General features: G+C 42.2%; 23 protein-coding genes, 1 other RNA gene and 1 pseudogene. 11 read left to right on the plus strand and 14 right to left on the minus strand.

Annotated elements, in window-relative coordinates:
• Positions 1-372: 372 nt before the first annotated feature.
• Positions 373-819 carry an ABZJ_00895 family protein gene (locus tag QLH32_RS15595; RefSeq protein ID WP_283266957.1) on the plus strand — a complete coding sequence of 149 codons (447 nt, stop codon included), beginning with the start codon at positions 373-375 and terminating at the stop codon, positions 817-819.
• 75 nt (positions 820-894) lie between these two features.
• Entirely contained in the window at positions 895-1,800 is a 906-nt protein-coding gene (locus tag QLH32_RS15600) for a TIGR01777 family oxidoreductase (RefSeq protein ID WP_283266958.1), read from the plus strand.
• Here the strand turns inward: QLH32_RS15600 and thiO are convergent.
• Together thiO and hemB are read right to left on the minus strand one after the other, a co-directional pair.
• Positions 1,786-2,907, minus strand: a complete 1,122-nt coding sequence (thiO, locus tag QLH32_RS15605; RefSeq protein WP_283266960.1) for a glycine oxidase ThiO — start codon at positions 2,905-2,907, stop codon at positions 1,786-1,788. The genes QLH32_RS15600 and thiO overlap by 15 nt on opposite strands.
• A 313-nt stretch (positions 2,908-3,220) precedes the next feature.
• Positions 3,221-4,234 carry a porphobilinogen synthase gene (gene hemB / locus QLH32_RS15610; RefSeq protein WP_283266962.1) on the minus strand — a complete coding sequence of 338 codons (1,014 nt, stop codon included), beginning with the start codon at positions 4,232-4,234 and terminating at the stop codon, positions 3,221-3,223.
• 171 nt (positions 4,235-4,405) lie between these two features.
• On the opposite strand from hemB, the gene QLH32_RS15615 reads away from it, so the two are divergent.
• From QLH32_RS15615 to QLH32_RS15625, 3 genes are all read left to right on the plus strand, one after another.
• Positions 4,406-4,903, plus strand: coding sequence for a thioesterase family protein (locus tag QLH32_RS15615; protein WP_267980254.1), 498 nt, complete (start codon positions 4,406-4,408; stop codon positions 4,901-4,903).
• Between the two features lie 269 nt (positions 4,904-5,172).
• On the plus strand, positions 5,173-6,321 hold the full coding sequence (locus QLH32_RS15620; protein WP_283266963.1) for an HlyD family efflux transporter periplasmic adaptor subunit: 1,149 nt from the start codon (positions 5,173-5,175) through the stop codon (positions 6,319-6,321).
• A 6-nt stretch (positions 6,322-6,327) separates the two neighbouring features.
• Complete coding sequence (locus tag QLH32_RS15625) at positions 6,328-7,854, plus strand: DHA2 family efflux MFS transporter permease subunit (RefSeq protein WP_283266964.1); 1,527 nt, start codon at positions 6,328-6,330, stop codon at positions 7,852-7,854.
• Positions 7,855-7,965: 111 nt separating this feature from the next.
• Here the strand turns inward: QLH32_RS15625 and QLH32_RS15630 are convergent, their stop codons facing one another.
• The 3 genes from QLH32_RS15630 to QLH32_RS15640 all read right to left on the minus strand — a co-directional run bounded on the left by QLH32_RS15630 (position 7,966) and on the right by QLH32_RS15640 (position 10,344).
• Complete coding sequence (locus QLH32_RS15630; protein WP_283266965.1) at positions 7,966-8,409, minus strand: hypothetical protein; 444 nt, start codon at positions 8,407-8,409, stop codon at positions 7,966-7,968.
• A gap of 128 nt (positions 8,410-8,537) precedes the next feature.
• Complete coding sequence (locus tag QLH32_RS15635) at positions 8,538-9,302, minus strand: hypothetical protein (RefSeq protein WP_283266967.1); 765 nt, start codon at positions 9,300-9,302, stop codon at positions 8,538-8,540.
• Between the two features lie 706 nt (positions 9,303-10,008).
• Entirely contained in the window at positions 10,009-10,344 is a 336-nt protein-coding gene (locus QLH32_RS15640) for a hypothetical protein (RefSeq protein WP_283266968.1), read from the minus strand.
• A gap of 103 nt (positions 10,345-10,447) precedes the next feature.
• On the opposite strand from QLH32_RS15640, the gene QLH32_RS15645 reads away from it, so the two are divergent.
• Entirely contained in the window at positions 10,448-10,678 is a 231-nt protein-coding gene (locus QLH32_RS15645) for a helix-turn-helix domain-containing protein (protein WP_283266969.1), read from the plus strand.
• A 309-nt stretch (positions 10,679-10,987) separates the two neighbouring features.
• Here the strand turns inward: QLH32_RS15645 and QLH32_RS15650 are convergent, their stop codons facing one another.
• The 7 genes from QLH32_RS15650 to ssrA all read right to left on the minus strand — a co-directional run bounded on the left by QLH32_RS15650 (position 10,988) and on the right by ssrA (position 16,033).
• Positions 10,988-11,164, minus strand: a complete 177-nt coding sequence (locus QLH32_RS15650; RefSeq protein ID WP_283266970.1) for a hypothetical protein — start codon at positions 11,162-11,164, stop codon at positions 10,988-10,990.
• 304 nt (positions 11,165-11,468) lie between these two features.
• Entirely contained in the window at positions 11,469-12,758 is a 1,290-nt protein-coding gene (locus QLH32_RS15655) for a hypothetical protein (protein ID WP_283266971.1), read from the minus strand.
• Positions 12,759-12,827: 69 nt separating this feature from the next.
• Entirely contained in the window at positions 12,828-13,034 is a 207-nt protein-coding gene (locus tag QLH32_RS15660; protein ID WP_283266973.1) for a hypothetical protein, read from the minus strand.
• A 33-nt stretch (positions 13,035-13,067) separates the two neighbouring features.
• On the minus strand, positions 13,068-13,280 hold the full coding sequence (locus tag QLH32_RS15665) for a transcriptional regulator (RefSeq protein WP_432442289.1): 213 nt from the start codon (positions 13,278-13,280) through the stop codon (positions 13,068-13,070).
• A gap of 107 nt (positions 13,281-13,387) precedes the next feature.
• A complete protein-coding gene (locus tag QLH32_RS15670; protein WP_283266974.1) occupies positions 13,388-14,134 on the minus strand; it encodes a hypothetical protein in 747 nt (248 codons plus the stop codon).
• Entirely contained in the window at positions 14,134-15,495 is a 1,362-nt protein-coding gene (locus tag QLH32_RS15675) for a tyrosine-type recombinase/integrase (RefSeq protein WP_283266975.1), read from the minus strand. The genes QLH32_RS15670 and QLH32_RS15675 overlap by 1 nt, the downstream gene beginning before the upstream one ends.
• 178 nt (positions 15,496-15,673) lie before the next feature.
• Positions 15,674-16,033: a transfer-messenger RNA gene (ssrA, locus tag QLH32_RS15680) on the minus strand.
• A 371-nt stretch (positions 16,034-16,404) separates the two neighbouring features.
• Between ssrA and QLH32_RS15685 the strand changes: the two genes are divergently transcribed.
• The gene (locus QLH32_RS15685) at positions 16,405-16,677 is read left to right on the plus strand and encodes a hypothetical protein (protein ID WP_267980260.1); all 273 of its coding nucleotides are present in this window, start codon (positions 16,405-16,407) and stop codon (positions 16,675-16,677) included.
• Between the two features lie 344 nt (positions 16,678-17,021).
• Entirely contained in the window at positions 17,022-18,371 is a 1,350-nt protein-coding gene (locus QLH32_RS15690; RefSeq protein WP_283266976.1) for a PQQ-dependent sugar dehydrogenase, read from the plus strand.
• A gap of 169 nt (positions 18,372-18,540) precedes the next feature.
• On the opposite strand, the pseudogene QLH32_RS15695 reads toward QLH32_RS15690, so the two are convergent.
• Together QLH32_RS15695 and QLH32_RS15700 are read right to left on the minus strand one after the other, a co-directional pair.
• Positions 18,541-19,133: pseudogene (locus tag QLH32_RS15695) on the minus strand (SDR family NAD(P)-dependent oxidoreductase).
• A gap of 13 nt (positions 19,134-19,146) precedes the next feature.
• The gene (locus tag QLH32_RS15700; protein WP_283266977.1) at positions 19,147-20,055 is read right to left on the minus strand and encodes an alpha/beta hydrolase; all 909 of its coding nucleotides are present in this window, start codon (positions 20,053-20,055) and stop codon (positions 19,147-19,149) included.
• A gap of 247 nt (positions 20,056-20,302) precedes the next feature.
• Between QLH32_RS15700 and QLH32_RS15705 the strand changes: the two genes are divergently transcribed.
• The 3 genes from QLH32_RS15705 (at position 20,303) to QLH32_RS15715 (ending at position 24,480) form a co-directional block, all read left to right on the plus strand.
• Positions 20,303-21,727 (plus strand): APC family permease, encoded by a 1,425-nt coding sequence (locus tag QLH32_RS15705; protein WP_283266978.1) that lies wholly within the window; start codon positions 20,303-20,305, stop codon positions 21,725-21,727.
• 27 nt (positions 21,728-21,754) lie between these two features.
• Positions 21,755-23,110 (plus strand): aminotransferase class III-fold pyridoxal phosphate-dependent enzyme, encoded by a 1,356-nt coding sequence (locus tag QLH32_RS15710; protein WP_283266979.1) that lies wholly within the window; start codon positions 21,755-21,757, stop codon positions 23,108-23,110.
• A 110-nt stretch (positions 23,111-23,220) separates the two neighbouring features.
• Positions 23,221-24,480: a D-amino acid dehydrogenase gene (locus QLH32_RS15715; protein ID WP_283266980.1), complete on the plus strand. Its 1,260-nt coding sequence runs from the start codon at positions 23,221-23,223 to the stop codon at positions 24,478-24,480.
• Positions 24,481-24,583: the final 103 nt, after the last annotated feature.

The following is a 24,583-nucleotide window of genomic DNA, read 5'->3' on the forward strand; positions in this document are numbered from 1 at the left end:
TCATTTTACATTCACATCAGTTTTGTATATTTCAAAGAGATTATTGTCCAAATCGAGAAATTAGCCTTGTCAGCACCAGTTTGAAACCGTAAATTTCAGGCAAATAAAAACCGACGATTCGAGTGATGATAAATCGTCGGTCAAAATCTTTATTCAAGGTTTTGGCTGCTAACAAAACCTTTGCAAAAGATGGAGAGTCATAATGAAAGGTCACCGAAAAATATTGCGGATGCCGTGCAATGAACATTCGGTTGCTGCGACCTTGTACCCTATATAACGGTGCTAGTTGAGGATTGGTTGACATAAAAATGAAAAAAAAGTGAAAAAAAATTATAATTATTTCTCGAAACCGCTCTAGCTAGGTTTATGTTAATGATTTCATTGCGTTTGTACTATATTTGGTTTTTTATTATTTGTCTGGTTTCAACCTTGATTGCTGGGGTATTGGCAGCAATTCTACCCAATAGTATTGGTGGTGTGCTTACCGCTGTTCCTTATTTAATCGCGATTATTTTTGTCTTATTCAGGTTTTTAAAGCAACAGCGCCGTGCCCCAACTGTGCAGGAAAAGAAACGCCTGACTTTTGGATTTACCCTGATTTTTTGGGGATATAACATTTTTGGTTTATTACTCGGTTTATTTATCTTTGCCCGTAAAGACCCTGAAATCTGGCAGAATTTTCTGCTCTATCTAAAACAGCCGCAATTTCTCATCGCGGTGTTAGGCATGTGGGCGATGCTTGCTATTCCACTATTTCTAATGACCTACTGGTTCTATGGTCCACAGGCGCAAAGAATGGTAAACAAGATGTTTGATTAGGATAAAAAACTTCACTTGTAATTCATGCCAATTTTGCCAAGACTAGGATGCATATCATTTTATAAAGGTTGTGTGATGCAAAAATTGACTGTCCTGGTCACGGGCGCCAGTGGTTTTATCGGTTCCCATCTATTGCCATTTTTATTGGAAAGGCAATACAAGGTCATTGCTTTCACTCGGCAAAAGAATAAAGTTTCTGATCATCCAGATTTAACTTGGGTAAATGACTTTGAACAGATGAGTTCCCAACAGATTGATTATGTGATCAATCTGGCAGGGGAAAATATTGGGCAAAAACGCTGGACAGAACAGAGGAAGCAACAACTCATTGAAAGTCGGGTTTCTGTGACCCAAAGGTTATATGAGTGGCTGGAGCAAAAGCAGATTTTCCCGCAATGCATTCTTTCAGGTTCAGCGATTGGCTATTATGGCATTGATCCACAAGAACAATGGACTGCCATCTGTGATGAAAACACACCGCCTCAAACAATTTTTATGTCTGAACTTTGTCAGGCATGGGAACAAGCCGCGCTGAAATTTAGTCAGCAAAATACCAGGATTATTCGATTGGGCGTTGTGTTTGGAAACGGAGGGATTTTACCGCAAATGCTGTTACCCATTCGCTTAAATGTGGTAGGGAAGATTGGTTCAGGACGCCAGCCCGTTGTCTGGATTCATATTCAGGATGTACTCAATGCAATGGTTTTTCTGCTGCAATCGAATAGTAAGCAAAAGGTTTATAATCTGGTTGCGCCTGAGCAATCGAATCAGCAAAAATTTGTTCAGGTCACAGGGCGGATTTTAAAACGTAAGCCTTTTATTCGAATGCCAAAATGTGTCTTTGAACTGGCTTTGGGTGAGCAATCCCAATTGATTCTAAATGGTCAATTTGTAGCGTCTAAGGCATTGCTGGACCAAGGTTTCCAGTTTCAGTATCCTGACCTAAAATCGGCCTTGAGCGAAATTTTAGGAAGAGATTAAATCCTGTTTTTTTAAGCGTTCTGGTGAATAGGCGATTGGCGAAACAAGGGTTTTTTGTCCTAGCATTAACTGACGCAGTAAACGTGCCGAACTCGCACCCATACACAGCCCGTTACGGAAATGTCCAAAATTGGCCCACAGGTTTTCAATTTCAGGCATTGCGCCAATATACGGAATACCGTGTGGCGAACTTGGACGTAACCCAGCCCAGCGTTGCACAATCGGGAACTGTTCCAGCTCAGGCACCATTTCCAGACACGCCGTTAAAATATCCTGCTGCGTTTGCTCATCCACTGCGGTGTTAAAGCCACAATCCGCCATGCTGGAACCACAGACGATATGGCCATCCTGACGTGGAATCAGGTACATCACCCGATTCATACACATGGTAGGCAACCAATTTTCAGGCGTTTTAAATAGCAACATTTGGCCTTGTACAGGATGCACAGGGATTTTTCGTCGTACCTGTTCTGCCCAGTGCTGGCTCCATGCGCCTGATGTAATCACGACATGATCGGCAAAGAGATTTCTGCTATCTTCTAGTTGAATGCCTTGTATTTTTTTATTTTGAATAATCAATTTTTCAACGGGACAATGTTCAAAAAAACGCACGGAGGGATGCTGTTTTAAATAGCCAATCAGCGATTGCAATAAACGTGGATTACGAACGTTGGAAAGCTGGGGAAAATAAATGGCTTGCTGGAATTGTGTTGAAATATGTGGATTAACTTGTTCAAGTTGTTTGTGATTGAGCAGGTCGCATTGCTGCATTGGCTCATTGAATTGGATTGCGTAGTTTAACCCAGTGGCAAAATCTTCTTGGTCAAAAATCAGCATGCCCGTATCGTGGATTTGAAAATCAATGCCTGTGATCGGCAGCAGTTTTTCATTCCACATTTGATACAGTGATTTGCCATATTGGGCGAGTTGATTGACTTCAGACGCATATCGCCACGGATACATGGGGGAAAGGATACCGCCACCCGCCCATGAAGCAGCCTGACCCGCTTGATGCTGATCAAAAATATCCACTGAGCAGCCTTGTTCAGCAAGCTCCAGTGCAGTCATTAAGCCACTAATGCCTGCACCAATGATGGCAATATGCATAAAAATCTAAACCAAAGTCATAGTTTAATTTCAGCTTAATTTAAACTATTTTAGAATTACTATTAATGATATGCATGGCGGAGTCTTGCCGAGTTCTCATTATATTTCAGGATAAGCCTTCGGCTGGACTTACTTTGGTTTCGCCCAAAGTAAGCAAAGGCATTGTCATCCGCAAAACTCGTTGTTTGCCATCAACTCGTTTAGTTAATCGCAGAAACACCATTCTTTTAATGTTGTCCTGTCTCGAACAATTGCGGATGACGTTTCCGAGTATCCAATTTCAGTATAAGGTTTTATACCAAAATCAGATCAATCATTTCATCTCTTTTAGTTTACGTGCCGCTTCTTCTGCAAAATAGGTCCAGATCCCATCAGCACCTGCGCGACGGCAGCACATTAAGGACTCTAAAATCACACTGTCTGATAACCAGCCATTTTGAATTGCGCCTGCAAGCATCGCATATTCACCACTGACCTGATAAATAAAGGTTGGAACACCAAAGGTATCTTTGACTTCACGCACAATATCCAGATATGGCATACCAGGCTTTACAATCACCATGTCTGCACCCTCCTGAATATCAAGGGCGATTTCATGCAGTGCTTCCGCACGGTTGCCTATATCCATCTGGTAATTATATTTATTTCCACCTTTGAGGTTGCTGGCTGAACCGACTGCATCACGGAATGGGCCATAAAAGCTGGATGCATATTTGGCTGAATAGGCCATGATGTTGGTATAGATAAAGCCATTTTGTTCAAGTGTCTGACGAATCGCACCAATACGCCCATCCATCATGTCACTTGGCGCGACCACATCCGCACCTGCTGCGGCATGGCTGAGTGCCTGTTTGATCAGGCATTCCACCGTTTCATCATTCAGTACATAGCCTGTATTATCAATAATACCGTCCTGACCATGTGTGGTGTATGGGTCAAGCGCGCCATCGGTGATCAGCACCATTTCAGGCAATTCTTTTTTAAGCAGGCGGCAGGTGTTTTGAACCAGACCATCTTCATGCCAGGCTGCTTCAGCGGTTAAACTTTTATCTTGTTGTGGTGTTACGGGGAATAGGGCAAGTTTGGATACGCCAAGTTCCAGCAGGCTTTCCGCCTTTTTGAGCAATAAATCGGCAGACAGACGCTGCACATTTGGCATGCTTGGAATGTCCTGGCTTTGTTGTTGTCCTGGTAGTACAAATACTGGATAAATCAAGTGATTAGCAGTGAGTTGTGTTTCGCTGACCATGGCACGGAGCTGGTCATTTTTACGGATACGGCGCATGCGAGTCGCAGGGAAAGCTGGACGATTGAACGTATAAGTCATAACAATCTCGATGTTCAGTATTACACTATAGGAATAATTGGCTCATTTAAGGCATGCTGGGGAGAGCTTGGCAGCCTGAACCAATGAAAAAACCTCACTATTGTAGCCCCATAATTTTAGATTTGTACAAAATAATGGGATGTTTATCGTTCCTTTGGATGTTGGCAGCGTATGAATGATGTAAAGAAAAACTGGACGGGTAATATTCAGTTGGGTGTGGAAGTAGATCATGCTGTGGTGTTAAAGCAACTTTGTAAATCCTTTAATGCCTGTCCATTCTTTAAATACAGTGGCATGGTGATGCGTGTGGTCGATGACCAGATTGAAGCCTATGTGGAAATGAAGCCTGAGCTGGTGGGGAACCTGGCTTTTCAAATCCTGCATGGCGGGGTGGCTGCAACCATACTCGATAGTATTGGCGGGATTGTCGCGATGGAACAGCTTTATCGTCATTCAACCCCTGAGAATTTGCCTGATACCATCAAAAAAGTTTCCCGTTTGGCAACCGTCGATATGCGTGTGGATTATCTGGCACCAGGGCGTGGCCAGTTCTTTATTGCGCGTGCTGAAACATTACGTCTGGGGCGTAAGGGCTGTACCATGCGCATGACCATGGTCAATGATGAAGACAAGCCAATCGCAACCGCAATTGCCTCTTATGCGTACTAGGGCATTGAGCAAACATTTAAAGCGTCATTGGACGCTTTTTTTATATGTGAAATAAGGTTGATATAAAAAATAATTATCAAAATATGAGAATTGAACGCATCAGTTATTTTTTTTATTCTCGATATATGATTTTTTGTCGTTAGAATGTTTTCTGGATTTTTGTTTGTATTTTGATCTTTTGTTTTAACATTCGGTTAAGTTTTTAAAATTAAACTGATCGGCTGATTAAACCAAAAGTTAAAAGTCTCTTTAATTTTCAGGAATAACTTATGACTGACGCCCAGGCAAATCAACAGGATGCTGCTTCAAACTTGGCAGCAGATGATGCAATGAAAGCAAAACGTAAAAAGTTTTTAGGATTTTTCGCGCTCATTCTCATTCTTGCAGCAATTCTGTATGGTATTTGGGCGATGTTCTTCAACCATTCGGTCAATACTGACAATGCCTATGTCGGTGCGGAAACCGCGCAGATTACCTCAATGGTCAGTGGACAGGTGGCTGAAGTTTTGGTCAAGGATACTCAGCAAGTTAAGCAGGGTGATGTGCTGGTTCGTATTGATGAGCGTGATGCCAAGATTCAACTGGCGCAGGCACAGGCTGAACTGGCAAAGGCACAGCGTCAATACAAACAGAGTCAGGCCAACAGTAGTTCCCTGAACTCTCAGGTTGTGGTGCGTAATGATGAAATCACCAGCGCGCAGGCGCAGGTCACCAAAGCTCAGGCCGATTATGACCGTGCCGCATTGGAACTCAAACGCCGTAATGAGCTGGCAGCAACGGGTGCGATTTCTAAAGAAGAACTGAGCAAGGCACAAAGTGCGGTATCTACGGCCAAAGCTAGCCTTGAGTTGGCACAGGCAGGCTTGGCGCAGGCAACATCAAGTCGTAAAGCGGCAGAAAGCACATTGGCTGCCAATGAAGCATTGATTCAAGGCTTCAACGAAGCCTCCACGCCTGATGTATTGGTGGCAAAGGCGCATGTGGAGCAGGCGCAGCTTGATCTGGAACGCACTGTGATTCGCGCGCCAGTGGATGGAGTCATCACGCGCAAGAATATTCAGATTGGGCAACGTGTCGCACCAGGTACGGTGATGATGTCGGTGGTGCCTGTATCAGCACTCTATGTTGATGCCAACTATAAAGAAAGCCAGCTTGCCAAAGTCAAGGCAGGGCAGAAAGTCACCTTAACCTCTGATCTATATGGTGATGATGTGGTCTATCACGGCGTGGTACAGGGTTTCTCAGGCGGCACAGGTGCGGCATTCGCCTTGATTCCAGCCCAGAATGCGACAGGCAACTGGATTAAGGTGGTGCAGCGTTTGCCTGTGCGCATTAGCCTTGATCCTAAAGAACTTGCAGAACATCCATTGCGAGTGGGCTTGTCGATGCAGGCGGATATTGATCTTGCATCGAAGTAAACAGCCATGAAAACGCAAACACCTTTTGCAGAACTCAGTGGCGGGCGATTACTACTTGCAGCTTTTGTGATTGCACTTTCAAATTTTATGGTGGTACTGGATACCACTATCGCCAACGTTTCCGTTCCACATATTACAGGCAATCTGGCTGTTTCTAGCTCGCAGGGCACATGGGTCATTACCTCCTATGCCGTTGCGGAAGCCATCTGTGTACCTTTAACGGGCTGGCTGGCAGGGCGTTTTGGAACGGTTCGGGTCTTTGTTTTTGGACTGATTGGTTTCACCATCTTTTCATTCCTCTGTGGTTTGGCGACCTCACTGGAAATGCTGGTTTTTTTCCGTATTGGACAAGGGCTTTGCGGTGGCCCGTTAATGCCACTGAGCCAAACCTTGCTCATGCGAATTTTCCCACCTGAAAAGCATTCACAGGCGATGGGCATGTGGGCCATGACCACCGTGGTTGGGCCAATCCTGGGGCCGATTCTCGGTGGCCTGATTAGTGATAATTTATCCTGGCACTGGATTTTCTTTATCAATATTCCTGTGGGGATTTTCTGTGCCCTGGCTGCAATTCGCCTATTGTCTGTGGCTGAAACCAAAACTGAAAAATTGCGGATTGATGCGGTTGGTTTGGGGCTATTGGTGCTATGGATTGGTGCCTTGCAGCTCATGCTTGACCTTGGACATGAACGCGACTGGTTTAATAGTACGAGTATTATCATGCTTGCCTTGGTGGCGGTGGTTGGCTTTATTGTCTTTATGATTTGGGAACTGACTGATAAGCACCCCGTTGTTAATTTATATGTATTTCGACATCGGGGCTTTGCGGTTTCCGTGTTGGCACTGGCCTTTGGCTTTGGTTCATTCTTTGGCAGTATTGTGCTTATTCCTCAGTGGCTACAGATCAATCTTGGTTATACCGCAACATGGGCAGGCTATCTCACCGCCACGATGGGTTTTGGTAGTCTAACCATGTCACCGATTGTGGCAAAACTGGCAACCAAATATGATCCACGGGCATTGGCGAGTTTTGGTTTGGCCTTGTTGGGTATTGTCACGGTCATGCGTGCATTCTGGGTGACCGATGCCGACTTCATGGCATTGGCCTGGCCGCAGATTTTACAGGGCTTTGCAGTGCCATTCTTCTTTATTCCACTGTCGAATATTGCCATGGGTTCGGTGCTGCCACAGGAAATGGCATCTGCCGCAGGTCTGATGAACTTCCTAAGAACCATGGCAGGGGCGATTGGTGCATCAATTGCGGTGACAATTTGGGATGATCATGCCAAAGTGGCACGTAGTGAAATGGTGAATACCTTACATCCACAGGAAGTGCAGAATACCTTGCTGCAAAATGGTTTCTCTCCTGATGCGACCTTAGGTGTGATTGCGAATCTCGTTGATAAAGAGGCAATTACCATTTCAGCCAACCATGTGTTTATGATTTTGGCGATTGTATTTATCTTTGCCAGTGCCCTGATCTGGATGAGTCCCAAACCGAAGCAGATTACAGGTGGGCCAGCACCGCATTAACTTAAATAGATGATTATTTCCAAAAAACTCGGACTTATTAATCCGAGTTTTTTTATTTAAATCTGACATGAGGTTTATTTGGTCTTTGGGTTTTTTATACGCATCACAGTTTTACTCCCCTATATTTTCCCAAAGTTTTAGCTGTAAATCTTCCTCACATTTCGATATTTTTTGATTTAAATATTTCATTGTGGATTTATGCTGATTTAAACCCCTACCGTGAAATGACCCAATTGCTTTCTGAATTTTTGCTTGCAAGTGCAAAAGATTTAATTCTTCATACGCTTCTTGTTTTGCTGAGTAAGCATAAATTTTGCAAATAATTCTGATTAATTCCGAAAAATTTGCATTCGAAATATTTAATTTTTTTAGCTCCTGTACATTATGCCATGTCAATAAGTTGGCATAGTCGAAGTACACAGAGGATTGACGGTGAGTATGGTATTTGATAGGGCGTGGGAATGATGAATCTTGTTGAACGAGCAAGCGTAAAGTATCAGGATTGATATTTAAAAGTTCACATGCTTGGTTGTAGGTAATTCGGATGGGTTGCATTTATTTTGCTCCGTTTAGTGATATTTAACGGAATTAATAAAAGCAAAAAGATATTGGGGTCAGGAATAAGTAAAGGGGGCATAGCAAATTCAAAAAATTGCCATACCCCCAAAGCAAAATTATGATTTTTATTGTTTTTTTGGAGTGGTGTCTTTCATATTGTTGGATGGGTTTAGCTTAGTATTGCCGCCTGTTTTAACTTTGGGGTGACGGCAAATTTTATCTATATAGACACATAATTCTTTACCTTGTACATCTGGGTAATTTGCCTTTATCCAACTTGCTACAGTATCCTGTTTGGGTGGTGGTTGATTTTTATCAGGGTCATAATTAATCCAAAACTCATTTATAACCCCGTGCAGTGCTTCAAGTGGTGGAGTGGTATAAGGCTGTTCGGGTAATAAGATTACATTGTTATATTGTGCTGGTTCTGGTTGTTGATGTGTGACTTGTTGAGCAGTAGTACTATTTTTTTGAGGTTGCTCAAAATAGCCATTTTTTTTAAGCCATTTAAAGAGTTCTTCCCGATGAATTTTCGTTTCATTTGCAATTATTGAGCCAGTATCATCAAGGCTAATTTTAGCTTGCTCTATTGTTTCGCTCCAACAGCTATTGTAATCCAGACGCTCAATTCGTATTAATGGCGATTTAATTTCTTGTGTGCAAAGAGCCTCTATCAATGACCTTATTAACATTAGAGCATGTTGCCAATTTATAGGCTTGTCATTAAGTAATTTTTGGCGAAGCTCATAATCAGCAAGATGATTATATTCGCAAGGTTCAAGCCCAGCAGTTAATAAACTAGCCTCAGCAATAGAAAATAACTTAACAGTATTCCAGTGTGTGAAGTCAGGGCTTCCTCTCAAATTATGCAGTTCTTTTAATGTTGCCATTTTATTATTAGCCTCCCATAACATCCCAATAAAATAGTTAAGCCAATCCGATTGGGTATCAGACTTTCGGAAGCCAACCTAGACTTAACAAAACGATTATAAATTATACTTGCTATATAACAGATTATTACTTTAAAAAGTACGTCATTTTCTGTCGTTGCAATCTATTCATCAGCTTTTTTAGTTAAATAATTCAATTATTTGCTAATGATGTGAATCGTTGAACATATTGCCTAATAATTTTTTACAGATAAGAAAAAAGGCTTAAACCATTATAGCTTAAGCCTTTTTCTTTTATATACCATCATGTGATAGCATATAAATTTAGGTATTTGGTGGGGTGGCGACTACTGAACTATGAGTTCATGTTATTGAATTAAAATAAATAATTATTTAATGTTCTTCACCACTATACAACACACTATACAAAGTCGTATTTGTTACATGTTTTTCTAGCAAAAAGTACTTCAATATTTTGGGCTATATTTTCATCTTTTGGAATTGAACTCAAAAGGTGATATTTCAAAATGAATACTTTACTATATTTCCATGCCCGATAAAAATGGGTACATCACAAAGAGCTGCCGTGTATTTTGATCGTCAAGAATTATGTGAATGGTATGAGACTCGGAGAGTCAAAAGCTAGGTTGTGTTGAATGTTGATGAAAGGGCATCTTGATCGCCCTTTGTTGTAATACGAGTAAAGTTATTTTTGAACTTGATTATTGCAAGCTTTCCAATATGTATATGAGAATAATCTGATGACCATATTTTTATCATCATTATTTTTTTCAATTGGTGTTTTATAAGCCGTATCAATCATTGATATGGCTACTCTGTAGTTATTTGCATTTTTCTTTTCTTTTAAAATTACTTTTGTCGAGAGATCCATTAACTGTTGTTTAGTTTTTGTTTTGTATTGTCTAGCGTGCATTACTGACTCTGCAAAATCTCCATAAGTATCACAATCATCAGCAACATGATTGTTAGCCATAACATTAGAGCTAATAAAAAATAGAGTAGCTAGTAGAAGTTTTTTCATATTGGAAAACCTTATTTATTAAATTAACACTCAGAATTTTAGGTGTGGAAAAGGAATAATACACCAAGTTGGTGTATTATGTTTCCTGCTTGATATTCTTGTCATGCGCTCAATCCACAATCCTGCCTATCAAGTTCTCATTGAAGAAATCGTGAGCTACCGAAAGTCAAAAAACGTGACTCAAGTTGAACTCGCTTCAAAATTAGATAAACCACAGCAATACATTGCCAAAGTAGAAAATTTAGATCGACGAATTGATGCTATTGAACTCAAAGAATGGTTGAAAGCATTGGATGCTGATAGAGATTTTATGATCAAAATTTTAGTTGACTAGCTTAAAGTAAATTTGGAGTACGCTGTTGATTTAGCTAACAGGTGGTCTATAGCTGTCTCCCCCTTTTATTATTTAAACTTTAATCGCGCTCTAAACGCATTCTGTGAGCTTCTGTAGCTATATTTGAATGCGCTTCGCAACTTGAACAAGCCTTTTCAAAAAATTCACCCAAAAATTTTTTGACCTAGCCTTTTCCTGAGATGAATTTAGAAAAGGTCGGGACAAGGGTAATCATAAAAATGATCAATCGATTTATACGCAATCCCTAAAGCGAAGTTCGTTTTTCCTAGGACTTCATTCTTTTTTGGATTAGTTTTGTGTGATCAATAAATATTTGCTATCGAAAGCAGATTGAATCAAAACTTTACCGTCATTGGCTTTCAGAATTAACACTCCGCCTAAATCTAAAGTTTGAGTGTCTGTTCTATCTGCTAAGTCTATTGCTAGTGTTGTAAATTGATCTTCTGAAATTTGTTGAACGTTCATCGCTTTACCTTTAAGTCTTGTATATGTGTGTTTAAACTTGAATTACGAATCTATCATCTAAAGTTATATAAGTGCTGACTTATAATGTTTAAAATTTAAGCTATTGTTTTGGTTTTTCAATTGTTTATTTCGATTATTAAGTTTAAAGGACGGCATTTTAGATATTTTTAAGCGAATGTGGTTATTAAGGTATATAAGCTATTAGGCAGACAAGATCATTCAAAACATGCTTTAAGCATTACCGTATAAAGCTTAGAGCATGTTTTTGAAAAATAAAAAACGGGGATAAATTTACGATTTTTGATTAATTTTTAACCTTAAACTTCTCTGCTAATTTATGCTGCACCTTTGCGATAACTTGATTAAATTCAATGTGAGTTTCTAAATATTTTAATAACCTTGTCTCATTACCGTATTTGTCTCGGCGTTTTTTAACCCTGTATTTATCAACTGATACGCTTTCTCTTTCTAAGCCGTAGGGTTTTGCAATATCTCTGTATGCACTTTTGAAGTATGGGAGAGCGTCATCACGCAATCGGGTAAAGATCAATGCTTTTGACATTGCTTTAATTACTGTCTCAATGTCTCGTATTGTAACTGTTCTACCGTCATTCAATTGAAGCAAGGCGCTTCCTGAATAATTTTCTTCAAACCTCACTCTGTGATCTTCAACTTTGAGGGGCCGCTTGTTGAAGTCTGTTGTTTTGAAATAGATGCGATAATAGTGGTCATCATCTTTGTTATTGATATAGATCGTATTGCCGTCTCTAACATCATTAAAGTTGTTAAAGATGCTGAATATTCCGCCTGTTTTCTCTTTTTTGGGAAAAAAGGCGCTCTTGTTGTAAAAGCGACAATTTTCTGCTTTTGATAGCTGCACAGCTTTCAATAAAGCAATACGCATGAAATGCGGTGCGTTAGAAAAATCAATGGCTCTTTCAATTCTTACAATTTCAAGATCGGCGACATTTAAGCTTAAATTGTAATATTTCAAGATGCTTAATCGTTCAGTCAACGCTTTGAGGTTCTTCACATCATGCAAACGAATAACAAACGCCGTACCGATATTGTCGTTAAGGTTGTTACTTTCCTCATCTCTTAAAACGTCATCTGATTCGCCAACTGTTTTAATGAAGTGCCTGATTCCTGTTTTTTCTGTTAGATACTTTTTGATAACGCTTCTGTTGAATGGCTTCGCCGTTTCAAATTTAACGTCAATAAAATCAATGCAAGCTTTTATTGTAATACCTGCGTTCTTCATAGATAAACGGTTGTAATACTTGATATTACAAATTTTATTTCGTTCCGCCGTTTCTAATTGTTTAACATTATTTTTATGGCGGCGTTGAAGATCAGCATTAACAGCACGTATTTCTTCGTTTGTGCTAGTCGTTGTAATTGTAGTGAAAGCTGTTTCTTTTTCACAAGACAACAATAGATCGTCAAGTTCTTTAGTCAATTGATCTTCTAAAGCATTGTCATTGCCATAATAATCTAATCCAGCACTTGATGCTGGATCAAAACCGTCATACAAACATTCAAGTTGATTAAGAGAAAAAGTACTATAATTACCGTTCAAGCAAATTGTACTCATTTAGAAAGCCTTTTAGTGAGTATGAAAAACCTAGCGACTGGTACTCGCTAGGTTTTTTTATTTGGGGACTTAAAGAAGCGCTAATTCTTCTGTCAATTGTTTATTGAGTTGTTTGGCTTGTTCAAGTGAAAGGGCGTATGTGTGGGGTGCAATATCTCTTTCTGTTTCTAAGAAAATTCTAATCCTTTTACCATCCTCAAAATCTTTGAAACTGTCATTTTTCTCTATTCGTTTGATGATGATATTGTTCAAACGTAAACCAAAACCAATGTGCATGATTTCTTCTCCTTTCTTACTCCTCATTTTTCCTTATACCTCCATCACTGCATTGGCTTTCTGTGTGTTATGCCAAGCTAATAAATCAGCATAGTCGAAATAAACATGGGCTTGACGAGCATCTGATGTTTTGTAGGGTTTTGGGAATAACGGGTCTTTTGCTGCGAGCTTATTTAATCCATCTACAGATAAGCCGAGCAATTTAGCTGCGTCACGTTTAATTAATCTAATGGGGGTAATTTGCATGATATTCATCTCATATATTTGTTTAATGTGAGATGAATATTGATGAATCTGAAAAATATTAACATGTATTACGAGAATACATTTTCCGTAATACATGTTCTGGTTGTTTATTTTTTATTCTTTTTTGCGTTTTTATTCTTCCAATTCCATCTATTGGTAATCGTCTCTATTTCAATTTTTATACCAAGCGTCTCAAATATGGAACTGGCAATTTCAGCTACTCGCACATTTGTTAGTGGTTTGTTTATATCAATGGCATGAATATGACCACAAATTTCAGTACCTACAGTCTTGTTAATTCTAGTCGCTAGATTCCGTTTATGAGTATTGGAAAACTCTTGAATAATTGGTTTTAAACCAAGGCTTTCAATTTGCCTCACATCAAATAATAAATCATCTTTTGATATTGGTCGCCCAATTCCTAGTTTTTGATTAATATATGGAAGTTCGATGATGTCTCCTGAACTATATGCCAATGCCTTTATCGCTTCATCTGTATTGGTATCAAGTTTTGAAGCAAGTAAAACATACTGTAAATCACTATGAACCTTGTAAACCTCTATTACATCCATTGATTCATTGAGGGCAATAATTCTTGTGCTTACCTCATTTTCTTCTGTGCTTAATTTAAGTGCCCCTTTGTAATTCGTATCAATACTATACGCTACCCAATCATCATCACATTCGTAACCATGTAATCCTACGCGACAAATATGAAATCCATGTATTTCATTGTCTATGAAAATATCTATTTGATTGTTCGCAATGTAATGCAATAAGGTAAATTCATTGCATCGCTGCTTTGTTTCTTTCTGAATTATGTTTATTGCTTGTTTAACATTGATATATGACATTATGCTGCTGTCTCACTTTCAAATTCATTATCAATGATGGTGATTTCAAATAATCCCTTGAGCAATTCAGTTTGTTCAGGAGAAAGTTTTAACTTGCTTGCTAGATTATCCAGTGGCTGCTCATTTTTTGTTGTCTGTATCGTTACACCGCTTACCAAGTCATCTAAATAATCCGCCCATAGTTGCATCATGCTTTTGCGCTGCTGTAGATAAACCGCTTTGTTGTAAACCCCCTCTACACCACCAACTTTATGCGCTAGGGCTGATTCGACCCAATCCCTTTGAAAGCCTTTCTCGCGCAATGCTGTGCTCATAATATGCCTAAAGCCGTGTGGTGTTTGCTTACCAGCGTAACCCATATCCTTGAGTGCCTTACCAAAAGTGTTGTTTGAAATAGGTTGATCTGACTTAGAACGACCACGAAACAAATAAGGGCTATTTCTACTGTAGGTTTTTAACTCACTAAGCAAAGCTAATGCCTGAGTACACAAGGGGATAGTATGTTCAATCCGTTTTTTCATACGGTGTGCTGGGATAGTCCATATTGCTTTTTCCAAGTCAAATTCATCCCATACGGCGTTTCTCATCTCGTTTGGGCGACATCCAAACATGATCGATAATTGCAAGCCTATGGATGTTTGCCTCCCCTTGAATGCACGAATAGACCTTAATAAATCAGGTAATTCCTCAGCTTTTACATGAAGCATATTCTGCTTTTTATGCTTCTCTATAAACTTTTCAATGCCCGATAATGGGTTAAATTCAATTCGCTCTGTTACTTCCGCTAAATCATAAATGTCTTTGCACAATCCTCTTACACGGTTGCCCATCTCAACAATCGGCTTGCCTGTTTTTGGGTGTGGTTTTTCCTGAATGGTTTTGATTAAATCCAACCATTCTTTTTTAGTGACTTTTCTATAGTCACGATTACCCATAGATGGGTACACATGATTTTTTAATGCACCCTCATTTCTAATTCTTGTTTCATTTGTCCACGTCTTGCTATTACAGTACTCAATTGCCAAACTTTTAAAACTAAATTGATCACTATTTAACAAGGCTTGTTTTTGTGCTTCTCTGTGTTCTTTTGGGTTAATACCATCGGCAAGCAACTTTCTTATTTCAACCGCCTTTTCCCTTGCCAATTTGCCACTTGTTTGAGGATATGCCCCTAAGCCCATCCAGTCCCATTTTTGAGTTACTGGATTCTTGTATCTAAAGTCCCAGCGTTTGTTGCCCTTATGATGCACGGCAAAGTAAAGATTATCACCATCATTCACCCGATATTCTTTCGATTCAGGTTCAAGGGCTGCTAATACCGTGTCATTCATTGGAAAGCGTTTGATAGCGGTTCTTTTCATAATGGCGTGTATAGTGAAAAAGTGTGTAACTCAGACTATACATGCTACTATACACAACAAACAATACTATAGGTCTTTATGAATCGCTGTGAGTAGGCAAGAAAAAAGCCCTAACTATTGCTAGCTAAGGCTTTTGGATTTATATGTCAGTATATGTCGGCATATAAATTTAGGCATTTGGTGGAGGTGGCGGGAGTTGAACCCGCGTCCGCCAGCACTACACTCGAGAATACTACATGCTTAGATATCGTCTATTGTTTTAACACCAAGCGACCCGACGAACAGGGTACAAGGCGCGATCCTCTAAGTTTGGTATAAAGCCCCGAGGCTTGACTTTATACGGACTTGTGTGCGTGCGCTTCGGTCGGGTTCACTGACCACAAGTATTCAGTGAAGCGGACAAGCTGCCCTTAGGCAGCTAGAGCGTAAGTTTCGTCGTTTGCGACTATTAAAATGCAAATTTTATTTACGAGAGAAAATGCGCTCTCGGCATGCATCTATGAGCTTCATCACCAGCGTCGAAGCCAATAACACCCCCATATATGAACGGGCATCATAGCATAAATATTGAAAATTGACATCTAAATCTATAAATAAGGGGGTTAATGATTGAAATATAAGCAAGTGTTATAGCTGGATAAAGATGAAAGACTCAATAATTTGTGGATTGGAATTTTTTCAATAATTCAGTTTGATTTAAGCAGAAACAATTAGCCTAAGCATCTGATAACTCTGTATCCATACAGTGACATTTTTCGCCACATCATCCCCGATGTGGTTTTTTTATGTCAGAAATCCTCATTAACCCTTTAATAGTTATAGAAAAATATGAGTTTATGGTTGAAATAAAACCAATTATGCATAATGATAACTGTTATTCACTTGGTCATTTATTCTAAGGAGTGGATCATGATTGATGTGCAATATTCACAAAATGTCTCGATACAGCAGTTATCGGATAACGCATTCTTGTTAAGGGTTAATGATGCAAAAGTCTATCAATATTTATTAAGGCAATGTGGAAAGGGATTTGGTTGGGAGCGTTCCATACAAAAGTCGCAGAGTTTTTTAAATGGTGACATTGAATACCACATCAATGTTTCAGACATTCCTTTGGAAAACTTTGGACGGGACTTCTTTATGCTGGAGCCTGAACTGCTCAATAACATTGCAAAAAGTTAGTATAGAAATTTAAAGGTATTTATTCAGGATAGGTACTTTTTATAACGTAATTCACCCTTTCGCCACATCATATCCCCGATGTGGTTTTTTTATGCCTAAATTCCAGATTTTGGTCTATCAGAATAAGAGTAATATTTATCTAAGGAAGCGATTCTCACCCCATAATAATCAGCCAGCCTTATAACTTTATAAAGATGGGGTTATAAGGCTGGCACCAGCATCACCCTACACATTGGTACGTTTGATTTACAAGAGAGACAATCTGTTAAGCAAATCGGCTATATCTCAACGATGCTTCGCCTTATGCTTTCTGTAGCAACAAAAATAAAAATGGAGATATGAAGATGGCTACCCAATTTATCTTGTCTATTACAGGCCTTAGTATGTTTGTGCTTCTTTCAGGCTGTACCGCATCCTCCAAATATCCAATTGCAGAGAGCTATGGTCCACAACCTGTGCTGCCTGAACCGCAGTCAGCTTTATTGCCTACGGTTAATATTGCACCCGCAAAGGGCTGGCCCAAAGGGAAAATGCCAATTCCAGCGGAGGGTTTAAAGGTTCAGGCATTTGCACAGGGGCTTGAGCATCCACGCTGGCTATATGTATTGCCGAATGGTGACGTGCTGGTTGCTGAAACGGATGCCCCTCCAAAACCTGATGATAGCAAGGGCATTCGCGGAAAAATCATGAAAATGGTGATGCGGCGAGCAGGTTCCTCATTTCCGAGTGCCAACCGTATCCGCTTGCTGCGTGATACAAATGGTGATGGCGTGGTCGACCAGAACACCGTATTTTTACAGAATCTAAATTCACCATTTGGGATGGCTTTGGTTGGCAATATGCTTTATGTGGCCAATACTGATGCCTTGCTGCGTTTCCCTTATCAAGAGGGTGCCACTCAAATTACATCAAAAGGCACCAAGGTCTTGGATTTACCTGCTGGCAAGCTGAATCACCATTGGACCAAGAATGTGATTGCCAATCCAGAGGGAAGCAAACTGTATATTACGGTGGGGTCGAACAGTAATGCGGCTGAAAATGGACTGGACAAGGAAGTGGGACGGGCGCTGATTCTGGAGTTTGACATTGCCAGTGCGCAGGCACGGCCATTCGCCACAGGTTTACGCAATCCAAATGGCATGGCTTGGCAACCCCAGAGCGGTAAACTCTGGACCGTGGTCAATGAACGTGATGAGCTGGGGAGCGACTTGGTGCCTGACTACATGACTTCCGTCAGGGAGGGTGGCTTTTATGGCTGGCCGTATAGCTATTACGGACAGCATGTGGATACAAGGGTAAAACCACAAGACCCCGCGATGGTTGCACGTGCGCTTAAGCCAGACTATGCACTGGGTAACCATACCGCCTCACTGGGCCTGGCTTTCTATGCGGCTGAACTTATGCCGCAGTATCGTGGGGGTGCATTGATCGGCCAGCATGGTTCATGGAATCGTAAACCGCATAGTGGCTATAAGGTGGTTTTTGTACCGTTTAGAAATGGTCAGCCTTATGGTAAACCACAGGATGTGCTGACTGGTTTCCTCAGTGACAAGGGACAGGCTTTGGGACGGCCTGTAGGAGTGGCAATTGATTTTTCAGGTGCAGTTTTGGTGGCGGATGATGTGGGTGGCATGATCTGGCGTGTGTCACCTGTGGGGCAGACAACCTATGAAAGCCCAATGCAACGGCGTTGAGAGGATACTCTGAGATCAATACTTAGGTGTGCTTTGACGATTTTAAATAATTCAGTTGATACTTTTCAGAACATAGTGCCTTTACCCGAGCCTACAGGGAATGGTCGGGTAAAACACTACAACAGGAACGTGATAAATTCAGGATTGAAGTCCCTCCATCGCTCTCATTCTAATCAGCTTTTTCCGCCAGTTGCATGGTTTTCTTAAGCCGTTTCTGATCGAAGCCTATAAACTCAATCAGGCTGCGGACGAGTCCTGGTGCACTGGCAACCAGCCTATTACTTTTGGGCACAATCACAATATCCTTGCGCTTTACCCTCAACCAGCTCCGCAACCACAGTTTCAATGGGCACATATTTCCATATACCTGTATTGCCATTCCATACCGCCTTGCCCGCTGGGTTAGATTGTACGGCATCCATCATCGGGGTCTGGAAAAAGGTGGGATGAAAACTGCCAACCCCAATATTCAGGTGCCTGAGTTCCAGACGCAGGCTGTCACACAAGGCCCAAACACCCGCCTTGCTTGAGGTATAGTGCGTATTTAAAGGGGAGTGGACAAAAGCGGCCAGAGAGGAAATAGCCAGCCGCTACCTGACTGCCACCCAGTTCATTTGCCTGTCGCTCCACGCTGTTCAGGTCCAAATCAAGCAGTGCCAGTTTTGCGCCTTTCTCCCTTAAAGCCCGTGCGGTTGCCTGTCCAAGACCACCTGTTGAACCTGTAATCACCACAACCTTGTCTTTTAATTGATATTTACGCATGTTTTTTACTCCATCACACTGCCACGGTACGTTTTAGAAAATCAATCTGGTCTTTGACCACATGCTCAAAGGCATCGCCTACATAGATTTCGAAATGGCCGTATGAGTAAAGCTTGATCTCCTTGTGTGGTGTTCTTTTTGCATGACGTAAGGTCATTTTTGCAGGGGCAACCGTATCGGTTTCACATACACAGAACAGTACAGGAGCCTTTATTTTTGTGGTTTGACGGCCTGGATAGTAGCGGATAATGTCGAGTGCAAAACGTGCCGCAACATAGTTCTTGTAGTCAGGGTCATTTTTGGTGATTTCCGATAATCCTGAAACAACATCAACTGCATTCATCAGGGCGGTTTCACCTGGAGCGGCGGATAAAGGAACCATAATCGGTGCGTTCCCGAATGCTGCCCCGATGCGGTCACGTACAGCCAAGGCGGTGAGATTGGCAGAGGTAACGGGGTTCATCGCCAGGCTTGAAGCCAGGCCATCCGTGAATGGGCACTGGGAAATCACCGCACGAATGCCTGAATCCTGTGCGGCAGTTGACAACACATGCCCACCAGAAAAGGATGTTCCCCAAAGAATAATTTTTGAATGGTCTATATTCGGCAGACTACGTGCATAGTTAATCGCCGCTTTCCAGTCCTCAAGCTGGCGTTCAATGTCCAGCAACTGTCTTGGCTGTCCCTCACTGCCCCCAAAGTGGCGATAATCAAAAACCAGACAGGCATAGCCCTCGGCAGTAAAGCGTTCGGCAAATGCAGTCAGACGCATTTTTCTGGTGCCACCCAGCCCATGCGCCATAATGATGATTGGACTAGGGGCCTGATGGTCTGGACGATATAAATAGGCACTACATCTCATTCCAGCTGAATAAAACTGAACATCGGTGGGTTGTGCCAGGTGGTTTAATTTTTTGTTCATGACGGTTTTCTCTAGATAGGTGGCTTATAACCCTATCTTCAGGAAAAACGGAGTGGTTAGCTTGACGAGAACCGCCATGTCACTTGATATTTTGCGCCAAAATATGCATTCAGCTTTTATTCAACATGAGAAAAGTTCGTATCGAAGCTATCAGAGTTTTCTGCCCATCATAAAAATTGCCATATTTTGATAACGCCTGTCCGTTCTTCCTTTATAGACTCAAAAATGATCAAGGAAGGAGATCAGTATGGCAGAAGAAAATAAACTCCAGAAAGGAAGTCTAGGGCTGTGGTACGTGGTGTTTTTTGTTGTTGCCGCCGCCTCGCCCTTAACTGGCGTTGTCGGTGCCTTGCCTGTGGCCTTTATGGCGGGCAATGGTGCAGGGGTGGCAGGGACATTCATTGTTGCAGGCGCATTGCTGCTTATCTTTAGTTTTGGTCTGGTGGCAATGAGCCGCTATGTGGTCAATGCAGGCGCATTCTATTCCTATATCGTACAGGGATTGGGCGTGACCTGTGGACTGGCGGGCTTTAATGTCGCACTGCTTGCCTACGCCGCAATGCAGTTGTCATGCAGTGCCATGTTCGGTTTCTTTACGGAGCAGTTTGTCACCCGACATCTTGGGATCAGTTTGCCGTGGTGGGGATATGCCGCCTTGATGCAGTTGCTGGTGATTGCACTGGGCATTGCCAAGGTAGAGATTGGTGGCAAGGTGCTTGGCATACTAATGTTGCTTGAAATCGCCATTGTCCTGTTGATTGATCTAGTGTTTATGACCCGACCAGTCTCATGGGAGTTTAGTTCTTTTCAGCCAAGCACTGTTCTCAATGGTAATTTTGGCATCGCCATGGTGTTTGCAATCTGCTCTTTCATTGGTTTTGAGGCAACCGCAATTTATGCGGAGGAATGTCGGGAACCTAAAAAAATCGTCGCCAAGGCAACCTTTACCGCGGTTATCCTTATTACTGTGTTCTACGCACTGACCGCATGGGTGTTTGTACAGTATACGGGTGCCAATAATATTGTTGCAGAGGCGGCTAAAGACCCAGGCGTTTATGTCTACAACGTTGCGGAACAATTGCTGGGTGGTTGGGCGGTTGACTTAATCTCAGTCTTGTTGATCACCAGCCTGTTTGCAGCAACCCAGGCCTTTCACAACTCATTATCCCGTTATCTATTTACCATTAGCCGTGATGGTTTGCTGTGGTCAAAACTGGCAAAAACCCATGCCACCTATAAAACACCGTATATCGCCAGCATTGCGCAGGGCATCTTTATGATTGCCGCACTGGTTGTCTTTGGATTACTTCAGCTTGATCCAATGATCAATATTTTCGCATGGGCATCGGTGCTGGGCAGTATGGCCATTCTGGTGTTGCAGATCGGTGTTTCATTCGCTGTCATCAAGTATTTTCAACAGCATAAAGACCTGCCAGTGTCGATCTGGAGCCGTTTGATCGCCCCGATCATTTCCGCACTGGGTATGTTGCTGATGCTGTATGTGGTGATTGGAAATCTGGAAATGCTGAGTGGTTCTTCCTCTCCAGTGGTGCTGTTTTTACCATGGTTACTGCTTGCCTGCATGCTCATTGGCATGATCACGGCACGTGTACTGAAACATATCAATCCTCAAAAATATGCAAATGTCGCAGACATTGTCACTCATTCTTAATGTCAGAATCGACAAGGAGTTTAACTTATGAATAGTTCAGTGGTTCAAAAAAATGATTACCAGTTCTGGCATCCCATGACCCATCCAAACAACTGGGTGAACAAGGCACCATTGCGAATCGTCAAGGGTGATGGCCTGTTTGTCTGGGATGATAAAGGCCGCAAAATGCTGGATGGCTTTGCTGGATTATGGTGTGTCAATGTCGGCCATAATCGTTCAGAAGTTAAACAGGCGATTAGCCAGCAAATGGATGAGTTGGCCTATTACCAACTGTTTGATGGGGTGAGCCATCCGAAAGCCGAGGCCTTGTCCAATAAACTGATTGAAATGACCGCTCAGGAGGATATGGCGCGGGTGCTATATGGTACAGGCGGCTCAGATGGGGTGGAAACCGCCCTAAAAGTTGCGCGTCAATACTGGATTTTACAGGGACAGCCACAGCGTACCCGTTTTATCTCCCTGAAAAATGCCTATCATGGGGTGCATTTCGGGGGCACATCCGTGGGTGGCCTGTCGATTTACCGCATGAATTATGGCCCTGTGCTGGAGGGCTGTTCACAAATTGAGTCTCCATGGCTGTATCGCAACCCATGGAACTGTGATGATCCAGAACAACTGGGACGTATGGTGGCCGAGCAACTGGAACGTGACATTCTCTATTATGGCCCAGACAGTGTGGCCGCATTCATTGCTGAACCTGTGCAAGGCGCAGGTGGGGTGATTGTGCCTCCAGCCAATTTCTGGCCTTTGGTTCGCCAGATTTGTGACAAATATGGAATCCTACTGATCGCCGATGAAGTGGTGACAGGCTTTGGCCGTAGCGGCAATATGTTCGGCTCACGCGGCTGGGGGGTAAAACCTGACATCATGGTATTTGCCAAGGCTCTAACCGCAGGCTATGTGCCACTGTCGGCAACCTTGATCAATCACCGAATTGAGCAGGCCTTTTTGCAGAACAAGGACCATCGTGGCATTTTGATGCAGGGTTATACTTATGGTGGACATCCATTGGGTTGTGCGGCAGGGCTGGCGGTTCTGGATATTGTGGAAAAAGAAGACCTGCCTGCCAATGCCGCCAAAATGGGTGATAGCCTGTTGACCCAGCTCAAAACCTTTGAAGATAAATTCCCATCTGTGGGCAATGTACGTGGCAAGGGCTTAATGCTGGCGATTGATCTGGTTTCAGACAAAAACACCCGTGAATCCATCGCACCTGACAACAATTTAGCTTGGCGTATTACTGAGGCGTGTCGTGATGCAGGTGCCGTAGTGCGTCCAGTCGGGCCGAAAATTGTGCTTGCCCCACCTTTGGTGCTTGATCAGGCGGGTTGTGATCTCTTGGTCAATGCGCTACAGACCGCGTTTGAACAGGTTGACCGATAAAACCAGAGCTTCACTGATCCAAATAAGGACTGGGTGTTGGCTTTATCAGCACCCAGTCCTGTTTATCTTGATTTATATCACTGAAAAATATAGTTTTTTAAAGGTGTAATATGCATATTCTTGTTTTGGGCGCAGGGGTGATTGGCACAACCACTGCCTATTACCTTGCTAAGGCAGGACATGAAGTGATTGTGGTTGACCGTCAGCCTGATGTTGCCCTTGAAACCAGTTTTGCCAATGCAGGCCAGATTTCCCCAGGCTATGCTTCACCTTGGGCTGCGCCTGGCATTCCATTAAAAGCCTTTAAATGGCTGTTTCAGCATCATGCACCTTTGCGGCTCAAACTGACAGGTGACATCTTTCAGTATCGCTGGATGCTGCAAATGCTGGGTGAATGCACGAAAAACCGATATAAGATCAATAAGGAACGCATGGTACGTTTGTCTGAATATAGCCGTGATTGTCTGGATGAACTAAGATATGAAACAGGCATCCATTTTGATGAGCGTCAGTTGGGGACTTTGCAACTATTCAGGAAACAGGAACAGCTGGACAATGCAGTGAAAGATACCGAGGTGCTGAAAGAAGAGGGTGTTCCTTATCAACTGCTGGACAAGCAGGGTGTGATTGAGGTTGAGCCTGCCTTGGCGCATGCACAGGTTGATTTTGTGGGCGGATTGCGCCTGCCCAATGACCAGACAGGCGATTGCCAAAAATTTACCCAGAAAATTGCGCAGTATGCCAGAGAGCTAGGGGTACAGTTCCGCTTGAATAGTCGTATCCAGTCGATTCAGTCAGATCAACAAAAAATAAGCAAGGTGATACTGGAAGATGGTTCACAGCTCACCGCAGATGCCTATGTGATGGCATTGGGGAGTTATAGCCGTGATATGTTGAAACAACTGGGTTTATTTGCACCAATTTATCCACTCAAAGGTTATTCCATCACCACCGCCATTAAAAATGCGGAAATGTCTCCTGTGTCTACCATTCTGGATGAAAGCTATAAAATCGCACTGACCCGTTTTGATGACCGTATTCGGGTGGGGGGCATGGCGGAAATTAGCGGTTTTGATTTATCACTGCATACTGAGCGTGAAAACACGCTGAAAATGGTGTTACAGCAACTTTTTCCCTTGGCGAGTTCGATGGAGCCAAGCAATTTCTGGACGGGCTTGAGGCCTGCAACTCCCGATGGCACGCCAATTGTGGGTAAAACGCCTTATAGCAACCTGTTTATCAACTCAGGTCATGGCACCCTGGGCTGGACCATGGCATGTGGTTCTGCGCGTTTGTTGAGTGACATCATTTCCCAAAAGCCGACACAGATTCGTAGCGAAGGACTGGATATCTACCGTTACCAGAGCTAAATTTGAGTTTTTTCTCATATCAGTTGACCATAAATATTCAATATTTTTAGGCGAAATATGCTTGGATATACATTTGAAATAATTACATTTAAAGACTTGCCAA

It is taken from the genome of Acinetobacter corruptisaponis (assembly GCF_030053775.1).
Taxonomy (GTDB): domain Bacteria; phylum Pseudomonadota; class Gammaproteobacteria; order Pseudomonadales; family Moraxellaceae; genus Acinetobacter; species Acinetobacter corruptisaponis.